Origin of the sequence: Streptomyces sp. NPDC050145, from assembly GCF_044460245.1 — a bacterium.
In the GTDB taxonomy this organism is placed as follows: Bacteria; Actinomycetota; Actinomycetes; order Streptomycetales; family Streptomycetaceae; genus Streptomyces.
Window position 1 is genome coordinate 46620 of sequence record NZ_JBITJS010000020.1, and the last position, 12738, is coordinate 59357.

Genomic DNA, 12738 nt, shown 5'->3' on the forward strand with positions numbered 1-12738 from the left:
GGGTGGTCGAGCAGGATCGCCGGATCCAGACTCAGGCCCGTCCGCTCCTCCAGCCGCAGCAGGATCTCCCCGAGCAGGACGGACTCCACACCCAGGTCGCCCAGGAGCGCCGTCGGGTCGAGGGCGTCCTCGGGGATCGCGAGGAGTTCGCTGAACACCGCGGCCAGCCAGGGCGGTCCGGCGACGGGTTGCGCCATGAGGGACTCCTCGGGGACGAGCGGCAGGGGCTGAGTGGCCCCCGCCGGTGACGGTTCGGGTACGGGTACGGGACCGGCCGCGGCGTCCGGATCTGTGCCGGCGCCCGGGTCTACGCCGTCACGGGAGCCGAGCAGGAGCGCCGGGTCGGCGGGCACACCGTCGAGCGGCGGGCACACCGCCACGCGGGCCGGCAGCCCGGCGGGCAGGGCCAGCACCCGTTCCAGGGCGCGCAGTCCCTCCTCGTCGCCGAGCGGCCCCACGCCCACGGGCGCGCAGCTGTCGGGCCGGCCCGTGCCCATCCCGGACTCGCTCCAGGTGGGCCAGGCGATCGAGCGGAACCCCGGGCGGCCGGAGCGCGCCCGGTGGTCGGCGTAGCAGTCGAGGAAGGCGTTGGCCGCGGCGTAGTCGAGGACACCGGCGGCGAGTCCGGGCGCGAGGGCCGACAGCGAGGAGAACAGCACGAAGAAGTCCGGGCGGTCGTCCGCGCACAGCTCGTCCAGGACCTCCAGGCCCGTCGTCTTCGGTTCGAGGACGGGCGCGAAGTCGGCGAGGTCCTTGCCGATGAACGACGGCCGGCCCACGGGCGCGCGGCCCGCACAGTGCACGACACCGCCGACCGGCCCCAGCCGCTCGCGCACCTGGCGCAGGAAGGCGTCGGTGCGCTCGCGCTCGCTGAGCGGGCCGGAGTGCACCAGCACCTGGGCGCCCAGGGACTCCAGTTCGCCGACCAGGGCAGCCGTCTCGGCCTCGGGCGTGCCCCGGTCGAGGAGCGGCCACCGGTCGCGGGGCGGCAGCGGGCGGGCGCCGGTGAGGGCGATCCGCCGGGCGCCGCGCCGGACGAGGAGCCGGGCCACCCGGGCGCCGATGCCGCGGGTGCCGCCGGTGACGAGGTAGGCGCGGTACGGGTCGGGGCGCAGCGGCCGGTCCCCGTCGTCGGGCAGCGCCACCAGGTCGGCGCGGTGCCGCACCCCGGCCCGTACGGAGACCTCGCGCGGGCCGTGCGCGGCGGTGTACTCGGCCACGATGTGCCCGGCCGCCGCCCGCGGCCCGCAGGCCTCCAGGTCCAGGTCGAGCACGGTGCCGGTGACCCGCCGGTACTCCGCGTCGAGCATCCGCACGAAGCCCGCCATCCGGGCGCCGGCGAGCGACGGGGTGCCGCCCGACGGGGCGTGCAGGCCCTCGGTCACGTGCAGGACGCGGCAGCCGCGCCCGCGCAGGGCGCGCACGGTACGGCGCAGCAGCACGAGCCGCGCGGTCCACACGTTCGCGGGTTCGGTGCCCGTGCGGCCGAGGTCGGTGAGGTCGACGATGCCGTCCACGGCGCCTGGGCCGTCCGCCCGCAGGCCCTCGGCGAACGCCGCGGCCGTGGCCTCGTCGCCGATGGCGGGCACGCCGTCCCCGGCGTCGGCACCGGCCCGGACGAGCGTGACCCGGTCCGGGCCCAGTCGGGCGAGCAGCGCGCGGGCCACGGGTTCGCCGGGCGCGGCGAACACACAGACGACGCGCCCCTCGATGTCCTGCGCCGGTGCGAGCGCCGGGGCGGTCCGCCAGGTGCGGCCGAACAGGGCCGTCCCCGAAGGGCTCGGCGCGGGCGCGGCGCTCTGCGCAGCGGTCTTGGTGAGGGGTACGGGTACGGCCGCGGGCTCGGGGAGCCAGTGCCGGTCACCGGCGAACGGGTAGGAGGGCAGCGAGACGGGGCGGCGCCGCACGGGGTGCAGTCCGGCCCAGTCGACCGCGCCGCCCGCCGCCCAGTGACGGGCCAGGCGCAGCAGCTCCGCCTCCCGGTCCGCCGCCGGGTCGATGCCGGACAGCGGGCCCTCGGGGAGGTCTCCGCCGGGAGTGCGGGCGTGCACGCAGCCCGTCGCGTCACCGGAGACGAACCGGTCCAGGGCGCGGCGCAGCTCCGGCACGTCGTGCGCGACCACCGCCAGCCGCTCGCGCAGCGGTTCGCGACCGCACTGCAGGGTGTACGCGATGTCGCCCAGGCCGGCCGGGTCGCCGGTGGCGTCACCGGACCGGTCGCCGAGGCGTTCGCTCAGCCGGGCCGCCATCGCCCGCAACCGGTCCTCGTCGAAGGCCGACAGCACGATCAACTGGGCCGTACCCGTACCCGTACCCGTACCCGTACCCGTGTCGGCGTACGTGTCCGAGGTGGGGGAGGGGACGTACTCCTCCACGACGACATGGGCGTTGGCCCCGCCCGCCCCGAAGGCGCTCAGGCCCGCGCGGCGCGGCAGTACGGCGCCGTCCGGGCCGGTGAGCGCCTCCCACGGGCGACCCTCACGGACCAGCTCGAAGGGTGAACCGGCCCAGTCCACGGCCGGGTTGAGCTCCTCGGCGTGCAGCGACGGCACGAGCCTGCGGTGGCGGAGCTGGAGGATCACCTTGGTCAGCCCGGCGATGCCGGCGGCCGCTTCCGCGTGCCCGATGTTGGACTTCACCGAGCCGATGGCCCGGTGCCCCGCGGCAGCCTCGGTCGCCGCCTGCGCGAACGCCCGGTTCAGGCCGTTGATCTCCACCGGGTCGCCCAGCCGGGTGCCGGTGCCGTGCGCCTCCAGGTAGCCGATGGTGGCCGGGTCGGCGCCCGCGCGGCGCAGCGCCGCGCGGACCAGATCGCCCTGGGCGACCGGGTTGGGCACCATGTAACCGTTGGTCTTGCCGCCGTGGTTGACGGCCGTGCCCCGGATGACGGCGTGGATCCGGTCCCCGTCGGCCTCGGCCGCCGACAGCGGCTTGAGCAGCACGGCGCCGACCCCCTCGGCGGGGACGAAGCCGTCGCCGCCGGCGCCGAAGCTGCGGCAGCGGTGGTCGCTGGACGCCATCTTCAGCCGGTCCTGCTGGCGGAACTTGTGCGGATGCAGCGACAGGTTGACCCCGCCCGCGAGCGCGGCCGCGCACTCGCCGCGGCGCAGGCTCTCCACCGCCAGGTGCAGTGCCGTCAGCGACGACGAGCACATGGTGTCCACGGCCAGGCTCGGGCCGTGCAGATCGAGGAAGTACGACACCCGGTTGGCGATGCCGGCGACCGCGGAACCGGTGTCGGCGGCCTCCCCGGTCAGCGACCGTTCGACGCCGAAGAACGGGTACTCGTTGTACATCGTGCCGACGAACACACCCACCCGGGAGTCGAGCCGCTCGCGGATCCGGGCCCGGGTGCAGCCGGCGTCCTCCAGCGTCTCCCAGACCACCTCGAGGAACTGCCGCTCCTGGGGGTCCATCAGCTGGGCGTCGCGCGGGGTGATGCCGAAGAACAGGCTGTCGAAGCGGTCCACGCCGTCGAGGAACCCGCCCCACATCCGGTCGACGGGCCAGCCCTCGCGGGCCCGTTCGGCGGGCAGCGGCCCGATGCTGTCGACCCCGCCGGCCAGGTTGCTCCAGAACGCGTCCAGGTCCCGGGCACCCGGGTAGCGCCCCGCGATCCCGACGACGGCGATCGGCTCCGCCGCGGTCGCGGGTTCGGCTCGCCGCTCTGTTTGCCTTATTGGTTGCTGAGTTGTTTGCAACTCTGATTGTTCAGATGATCGCTGAGATGTTTGGAGTGTTGTTTGCGGGATTGTTTGTGCCTCTGTGTGGGGCGCCGGACCGTTCCCGGCGGGCCGCTCCGACCAGGGGCCTTCGTGGTGGGCCGCCAGGTGCTCGGCCACCCCGGCGAGGTCGGCGTACTCGAACAGGACGGTGCTGGACGCGCCCTCGACGTCCCGCCGCAGCCGCTTGTTGAACCGGGCCACCAGCCGGGAGCTGAGCCCGTAGTGCTCCAGCGGGACCCGCGCGTGCAGTTGGTCGGCGGCGATGCCGCTCGCGTCGGCGAAGCACTCGATGACGTAGCGCCGCACCCGGTCCCGGTCCCCGTCCTGGTCCCGTCCGTCCCGCGGGTCCGCGGACACGGTGACCGGCGTCGGAGGCTCAGGGCTGACGGGAGCGGTACGGGGCTGCCGGGCGGCGGGGGCCGCGACCGGGTGGGGTACCGGTGCGAAGACATGGACGGGCAGCGGGACGCGGCGGCCCGGGGCCGGCCACAGCCGGGCGAAGTCCACCCGGTGACCGCGCAGCCAGTCGTCCACGGCCTGCCGCACGTCGTCCGCCCGTGCCGGTGCCGCGGCGAGCGCCGGGTCGCCGACGCCCGAGGCCAGGCCCGGGTAGGGGCGCCCGTCGAGGAACGCGGTGAGTCCGGCCCGGACCCCCTCGGTGCTGTCGGCGCTCAGCGCCAGGCGGTGGGCGAGGGAGGCCCGGCCGGTCTGGAGCGTCCAGGCCACGTCGGCGAGCCGGGCGGTGCGGCCCGCGCCCGCCAGGTGCTCGCGCAGCCGCCCGGCCGCCACCCGCAGACCGTCGGCCGAACCGGCCGACAGGACCACGGTGTGCGGGGCCCGCCCGGCCGCGTCCGCCGTCGTGCCGGTGCGCTCGTCCGCGTCCGGCGCCGTGGTGTCGGGCCCGGGGGCGCGGAGCACCACATGGCCGTACGAGCCGGTCGCGCCGACCGCGTTGATGAGCAGCGTGGCCCGGCCGTCGGCCGCGCGCGGGCGCAACGGGCGCGGGGTGTCGGCCAGTTCGACCGGCAGCGCGTCCCAGTCCACGAGCGGGCTCCGCTCGGCGGCCACGCGGGTCGGCGCGATCTGCCCGTGCCGCAGTTGCAGCAGCGACTTGATCAGCTGCGAGATGCCGGAAGCGGCCTCCAGATGGCCGATGTTGGGCTTCAGTGTGCCGACCGGCACCGGGGCGGTGCCCGCGCACCGGGCGAGCACGGAGCCGAGCGCCTCCAGCTCCGCCGCGTCGGCGATGCCCGCGCCGGCCGCGGCGCACTCCACGTAGTCGACGTCGTCGGGGATCACCGAGGCGTCCGCGAGGGCGCGGGCCAGGGAGTCCGCGAGGGCCTCGGTGTGCGGAGCGCCGTAGCGCGGTGCGCGGCCCGCGTGGCCGACGCGGGTGCCCTCGATGACACCGTGCACGGTGTCCCGGGCGCGGCGGGCCGCTCCGGCCGGGCGCAGCAGCACGACGCCGATGCCCTCGCCCGGGTGCCAGCCGCTGCCCTCGGCCGCGAACGCGGCGGGCGAGGCGTCGGCGGCGAGCAGTTCGAGGCCGTCGAGCAGCCCCCAGTGGTAGGGGTGGGCCAGCAGGTTCACGGCGCCGACGACGGCCGCGCCGCACTCTCCGCGGCGCAGGCTCTCCACGGCCAGGTGGAGCGCGGCGAACGACGAGGAGCAGGACGTGTCGACGGCGAGGCTGGGGCCGCGGAAGTCGAAGAAGTGCGAGATCCGGTTGGCGATGTCGGAGCCGGCCGCGGCGATCTGCGCGCTGTCGCCCGCCTGCCACCGGTCGGCGCCCTGCTGCCGGTGGTCGTGCCACATGGCGCCCATGAATACGCCGACCCGCCCCGCGGACGTGCGCAGGGACTCCGCGGTGTGCCCGGCGTCGTCGAGGCACTGCCAGACCGTCTCCAGCATCAGCCGTGCCTGCGGGTCCACGTCCGGTGCCTCCTGCGGCGACACGTGGAAGTGCAGGCTGTCGAACCGGTCGATGTGCGGCAGGAAGCCGCCGACCGCGCGGGCTCCCTCGGGGGCCGCCTCGGGGCGGGTCGGGGGTGCCTCGGCGACGGCGCTGCGGCCCGTGACGAGACCGTCCCAGAAGGTCTCCAGGTCCGGGGCGTCGGGGAAGCGGCCGGCCATGCCGATCACGGCCGTCGGCTCGGCGGCGTGTTCGGGGTGTTCGGGATGTTCGGCATGTTCGCGGTGTTCGTGGTGTTCGGCGGCTTCGGCGTTGTCGAGGACCGGCTCGGCCGCCGACCGCACAGGCTCGGCGAAGAACGGCGCGGTGCCGTGCCCGGAGCGGGCCGGGTGCGCGGCGGCGCCGCCCAGGAAGGCCTGAAGGAACACATGGCCCTCGTCCAGGCCCAGTTGTTCGCGCAGCTCGTCCGTGTTCAGGGCGCCGATCGGGCACAGGCCCACGCCGTGCGCGGCCTGCCCCAGCATCAGCAGCTCACCCATGTAGCCGGACTCCAGGGTGAGATAGCGCAGGCTCTCGTCCGCGTACAGCGGCTCGATCCCGTGCCGCTGGCCGAACAGGTAGATCCCGAACCGGGAGCGGTCGAACACCGGCCGGTTGTAGTAGAAGTGCGTCCCGCGGTCCGGGCGGACACCGGGCCGCAGCAGGCGCAGCGTGTGGCGGGCGGCGTCGTAGTAGTACAGCCCGGCGTCCAGGCCCTCGACGGCGTCCGGCGTCAGATGCAGATAGACCTGTACGGAGTAGGTGTCGCCGGCCGACGGGTACAGGGCGCCGGTCCCCTCAGGGCCGGTCGCCTGGCGCAGCAGGCCGAGCAGGCGCGCGAACGCGCGGTGCTCCACCGGCCGGTCGAGGAAGTCCCGCCGGCTGGACCGCCAGGCGAACAGCTCGGGCTCGAACTCGGCCTCGGGCAGAGCCACTTCGGTCAGACCAGGCTCCTCGGACCGCCGGTTCCAGTGCCGCTTCTTGAACCGCTCGCGCTCCTCGGCCGAGAAGAAGTCCACCGAGTCCGGCGGCACCTCCGAGGCAGCGGCCCGCACCGGCTCCGGCTCAGCCACCGGCACCGGCTCCGGTACAGGCTCGGCCACCAGTACAGGCTCCGGCTCCGGCACAGGCACCGCGATCGGGGCCTCGCCGCCGCCCAGCCGGGAGTGCACCCAGCGGGCGATCGCGTCGACCGTCGGATTGTCCAGCAGCGCCGACACCGGGAAGCGCTCCTGGTACGCCTTCTGCAGGGAGCCCGAGACTCGGACCATCGTGAAGGAGGTCGCCCCCTGGTCCCACAGGTCGGCGTCGGGATCCACCGCACCCGTCCCCAGCGTCTGCGCGAACATCCCGGCGATCCGCTCGCGCAGATCCTCGATCGAGGGCACCTCCGCGGCCACGATCGCCTCCGCCGCGGACGGCTGGGCGGACTGCTCCGCGGCGGCAGGCGCTGCGGCCGGGCTGTCCGACGCGGCGGCACCGGTCTCCGGCGCCGTCAGATGCTCCTTGCCCAGCGGCCAGGGCAGCCCCGCCCGGTCCAGCTTCCCGTTCGAGGTGGCGGGGAACTGGGCCAGGAAACCGATGAAGTTCGGCACCATGTACTCGGGCAGCGTCTGCCCCGCGAACGACCGCAGCTCCCGCGCCGACGGCGCCGCCTCGGGCCGCGCCACCACGTACGCCACCAGCGTGCGGTCGCCCGACCCGTCCTCGCGGGGCAGGACCACGGCCTCCTTGACCCCGTCGTGGGCCCGCAGCCGGTGCTCGATCTCGCCCGTCTCGACACGGAAACCGCGGATCTTCACCTGACCGTCCGAGCGGCCCTGGAAGCTGAGATTCCCGTCCGGGTAGTACAGCGCCCGGTCCCCGGTCCGGTAGAGCCGCTCCTGCGGATCGTCGTGGAACGGGTCCGGTACGAAGCGGTCCGCGGTCAGCTCGGGCTGGTTGACGTACCCGAGCGCGAGACACACGCCGCCGATGTACAGATCGCCCTCGACACCCACCGGACACGGCCGCATCTGCGCGTCCAGCACGTGATAGCGGCAGTTGTCGATCGGCCTGCCGTACGGGATGCTGCGCCACGCCGGATCGATCGCGCCGACCCGGAACCAGTTGGACCACACCGTCGCCTCGGTGGCGCCGCCCAGACTGATGATGTCGGCGCCCGGGAACACGGCCCTGACCTCGTCCGGCAGCGACAGCGGCGTGTAGTCGCCGCTGAGGAACACCAGCCGCAGATCGCCGGTCCCGGAGCCGCCGCGCACCCCGTCGAGCAGCGCGCCCACCTGGGCGAGCGTGGTCGGCGCCGAGTTCCAGAAGGTGACCGGCTCCTCGACGAGCACATCGAGCAGCAGGCCCGGGTCGCGCTGCTGCTCCGCGTCCGCGATGTACAGCGCGCCGCCCGCGCCGAGCAGTCCGAACACGTCGAACACCGACAGGTCGAAGCCGAGCGAGGTCACGCACAGACCCATGTCGCCGGGCCCGAAGCCGAAGGTGCGCTCGCACCAGTTGAGCAGGTTCAGGACCGGCCGGTGCGCGACCGCGACACCCTTGGGCCGGCCCGTGCTGCCCGACGTGAAGATGATGTACGCCGTGTTGTGCGGCTGCGCCGCCGGCTCCGGGTTCTCGTCCGCGTCCGCCGGGTGCGGGCCCGCGACGGCGTCGTCCGCGCACACGCTCGGGCAGCCGGCCGGTACCGGCCAGCCGTCGCGGTCCGCGGTGACGACGACCGCCTCGGCGTGGGCCTCCTCCAGGATGACCGCCGCGCGCTCGGCCGGAAGGTGGGGCTCCATCGGCAGGTAGACGCCGCCGGCCTTGAGGATGCCGAGCACCGCCGCGACCATCATCGGCCCGCGCGGCACACTGACCGCCACGACCGTCTCCGGGCCCACGCCCTGTCCGGCGAGCCGGGCCGCGATGCGGTTGGCCCGCCGGTTCAGCTCCCGGTACGTCATTGACCCGCCGCGCCAGCGCAGGGCCTCCGCCTCGGGCTGCGCGGCCGCGCGCTCCTCGAACGGCCGGTGTATCAGCCGCTCGCCGTCGAACGGGAACTCCGTGTCGTTCCACGTGTGCAGGATCTTGTGCAGCTCCGCGCCCACCGGCACTCCGTCCTCGACCGTGCCGCCGTCGGCCGTGCGGTCCTCGACCGTGCTCTTCACGGCCGCCGGGGCCGCCGTCTCACGCCAGGCCCCGTCGTCCTCGGCGAGCCGGGTCACGGCCCGCGCGTACGCCTCGTACAGCTCGCCCAGGCCCTCCTGCGGCGCATGCCCCTCCGCGGTGTCCCAGGACAGCCGCAGCCGGCCCGCGTCGAGCGTCGTGATGCAGTCCAGGAACACGTCCGGGGTGCAGCTCAGCCACGGCCCTTCGCGCACCGCGCCCGGCAGCGGGCGGCCGGTCAGGTCCAGGACGCAGGTGTAGACGACGGGGTAGCCCGCGCCGCCGGAGCGCGCCACGGCGCGGCGCAGCTCGGGCAGGCCGCTGCCCGCCACCGCCGCGTCCCGCTCCAGCGCGTCCTGGTAGATACGCGCCCGCTGCGCGAACGGCAGCTCGCGCGGCGCGCACGGCAGCCAGCTCAGCTTCGTGAACTCGCCGGGCCGCCGCGCGTCCAGCGCGTGGTCCCAGCGGACCACCGGCACCGCGAAGTCCGCCCCGAACCGCTCGGCGAGCACATCGGTGAACGCCGTGAGCAGCGCCGCGTCCAGGCCCACACCGTGCCGCTCGCACCATTCGGCCAGCGGCCGCAGCGCGAGGGCCGCACCGTCGAGCCGCACCCGGCGCTCGGGCCCCGCCGCCGCGTCCGGCTCCGGCAGCGGCACCCCCGGCGGCATATCCCGCAGCACCCGCCCCCAGTGCCCGTCCGCGCCGGCCTCGTCCGTGCCGGCGTCCGTGCCGGGGGCCCGTACGAGAACGGGCTCCGCCGACGGATCGGCGTACAGGCGCATCAGTTCACGGCCCGTCAGATGGATGCTGCGGGCGTCCGCCAGCGTCAGGTCCACCGACAGCAGCACCGTGTCGCCCGCCTCGCCGCGCACCACCCGCACCTCGAACTGCGGATGCCGCCCCAGCGGGAACGGGGACGCCGCCATCGCCTCGCGCACCGTGTCCGCCGGGACGCCCTCGAGCACCGGCACCGCCCAGCGGCGCGGCGCCCGCGCCCGCACCGCCACGGCGCCGTCCTCGGTGACGGCCGAGCGCAGCACCTCGTGCGCCTCCGCCAGCCGCACCACGGCCGACTCGAGCCGCAGCGGGTCCACCCGTTCCTCGGTCTCGTACGACACCACGACCTGGCAGCCGCGCCACGGACCCGGCTCACCGGCCGCCCGCGGCACGAAGTACGCCTGCTGAAGGTCGTTCAGCGGCCGCTCGTCGGCCGGGCCGTCCACCGCGGCCGCCCGCAGCCCGTTGCACAGCGACGCGAACGCGGCGTCCACCGTGCCCGGCGCGAAGCACGCGTCAGCCGTGTCCCAGCGCACGTGCAGCGCGCCGTCCTGCTCCCACATCTGATGGTCGAGCCACACCCCGGTGGTCTGGCTGACCGCGTACACCGGCGCCGCCCCGAAGCCCCGCTCGCGCGGGCGGCCCGCCGTGTCGAGCATGCTCGTGAACACCACGGGCAGCGGCCCGGGCCCGGCGCCGCGGCCGCGCAGGGCCCGCTGCGCGCTCACCCCGCACACCGAGGAGTGCTCCAGTGCCTCCCACAGCCCGGCGTGCGTGAGCCTGGCCGCCTCCTCGAACGTGTGCCGGCCCGAGGGCACCGCCTCCGCGAACGTGGTCGCCGTGAACGGTCCCACCAACAGGTCGGCGCCGGACGGCAGTTGCGGACGCCGGCTCGTGGTGACCACGACCGAGTACGGCCGCTGGTCACCGTGCCGGTCCAGGGCCTCGGTGAACACCGTCAGCACCAGCGAGGTCGGCGAGACGCCCAGCGCCTCCGCCCGCTCGCGCAGCGCGTCCCACTCGGCGGGCGACAGGCGCGCGGTGCGGCTGCTGCGGCGCACGCACGACAGCCCCGCACCCCGCTCCGGCCCGGCCTCGGTGAACAGGCCCGGGGCTCCCGGCAGTTCGCCCAGCCGGCGCACCCAGTGCTCCAGGTCGCGGCGGTGCGCGGCGCCGCCGCGGGCCGCGTCCAGGGCCACGACGCAGTCCCGCACCGACAGCGAGGCCGCCGGTGCGGGAAGTATGTGCTGCGGGTCGGCGTAACACGCCTCCCACTGAGTGGTCAGCAGGTCCAGGCCCTGGCCGTCCGTGACCATCGCGTCGATGCCGAAGTGGACGCGGCCCGCGCCGTCCGGGCCGAGGGTCACCTCGATCGCGAACGGGGGACAGGCGTCGGCGGCGAACAGCTGGTGGGACATCCGGGCCCGCACGGCGGTCGCGGTCGCGCCGAACGCGGCACGGTCCGCGCTCTCGCGCACCGGCATCTCCCACGCGGGGGCCCGCTCGGCTATCCGCGCGCGGCCGTCGTCGGTGACGATCGCCCGCAGCATGTCGTGGTGCTCGACCAGCCGCTGCCAGGCGGCCCGCAGCCGGTCCGCGTCCAGCGCCGGGACGTCGAACTCGCGGTACAGGTGACAGCCCGCCGCGTCCGCCTGCAGCTCCGGCTCCTTGCCGATCAGGTACGACTCCTGCAACGGCGTCAGCGGGAACGGCTCGTACCGGGCGCCGGGATCCGAGACGACCCGCGCGCCGACCGCGGCGCCGGTGTCCTCGCTGTCCCCGGGGCCCGCCGCACCGGCCGCATGCTCGGCGACCCGGCGCGCGTAAGCGCCGATCGTGTCCGCCTCCGCGAGCCAGCCGAGCGGCACGTCGGCCGCGCACTCGCCCTGCACCGCGAGCCACAGCCGGGCCGCCGTCATCGAGTCGAGGGCCAGGCGGCCCACCTCGGTGCCGGCGTGCGCGGGTCCCGCATCCGGCCGGGCCTCGGACAGGACCCGGACGACCACGTCCGTGACCCGCGCGGCGAGGCCGTCGCCGATCTCGTCCTGCTGCCCCGCCGGGCTGGTTCCAGGCTCCATATCCGCTCCCCCTGGGAAAGACCACGGTTGCTGCGCCGTGACGCACCCTAGGAAGCGGCGCGCCCGCGGCCCCGCTCAGAAGTGAGCGGTTCCGCGGGCGGCGAGCGAAGGGTGAGCGGACGGTGAGCGGTTGGCTAGCGGCGGGCTAGCGCGGGGCGAGCGCGGAGCGAGCGATGCTCTAGCGCAGCGGCGCGAAGGAGACGTCCCCCATGCTCTGCTCCACGAAGAGACGGTTCCAGGTGCCGCCGCCCTTCTCCGGCGCGATGATCTCGTCGAGATAGATCGCACGGGTCGCCTCGTCCATGCGCATGTGCATGTCGATCAGGTCGTAGTAGGCGTCCTCGGACTTCATGTGGATCAGCCAGTGCACCCGGTCCGCGGGGCCGAACGCCTCCTCGTACAGGAACGACGAGGCGATCCCCGGAAGCCGCGTGTTGATCGACTCGGTGATCTTCCGGGCGAACAGCCGCGCCTCGGCGCGGAAGGCGTACTTCGGCTGGGCCACCCGGTGGATCATCCAGCCGGCCGTCGACGAGTTGAGGGTCTGCTCCGCGCTCATCGACGTCTGCCGCTGGGCCGGCGGCACCCGCAGGTCCGGGGCCGCCGCGTCGATGACCGTGCCCTCCGGCAGCGCCTCGTCCGTGCCGTACATGCCCCAGTGCTGCGGTATCAGCGCCGTCTCCGTGAACGAGCCGTCCACGAACATGCCCTGCCAGTCGGTGTCGGCGGCCGGACCCTCGTCACCGTCGAGCAGCCCGGCCAGCTCCCGGTGCCCGCTGAGCCGGGGCAGGTTGACCAGCCAGTGCAGCCGGTCGCGGGTCCCGAAGGTCTCCTCGTGCACGGTGACGGTCGTCTGCCCCGCGAACTTCTCGTTCAGGTAGGCGGCCTGCTCCTGGGCGATCCGGCGCCCCTCGGCCCGGTGGGCCTGCTTGAGCTGAGCGGTGCGCTCCACGACCACACCGGAGTTGGTCGAATGGAAGGTCAGTGCGGTCATGATCGCTCCAGGTATGCAGGTGTCAGGGTGCTGCGTATTCTGCGAGTGCTTCGGTTC

The 12738-nt window shown here is 75.0% G+C and carries 2 protein-coding genes (1 of these 2 cut by a window edge); both read right to left on the minus strand.

Going from position 1 to position 12738, the window contains the following annotated elements; translation table 11 throughout:
* A protein-coding gene (locus tag ACIBTU_RS32445) for an amino acid adenylation domain-containing protein (protein WP_399130243.1) crosses the window boundary here: on the minus strand, positions 1-11687 show its 5' portion. It extends 1669 nt beyond the left edge of the window; 11687 of the gene's 13356 nt are visible here — the first part of the coding sequence; its start codon is at positions 11685-11687; the stop codon falls past the left edge of the window.
* Between the two features lie 178 nt (positions 11688-11865).
* Positions 11866-12681: a DUF6039 family protein gene (locus tag ACIBTU_RS32450; RefSeq protein ID WP_399130244.1), complete on the minus strand. Its 816-nt coding sequence runs from the start codon at positions 12679-12681 to the stop codon at positions 11866-11868.
* Between the last annotated feature and the right edge of the window lie 57 nt (positions 12682-12738).

Bases quoted from the DNA above. Each gene is read 5' to 3' on its own strand.
- ACIBTU_RS32450 (WP_399130244.1), bottom strand. From the start codon at position 12,681: ATGACCGCACTGACCTTCCATTCGACCAACTCCGGTGTGGTCGTGGAG.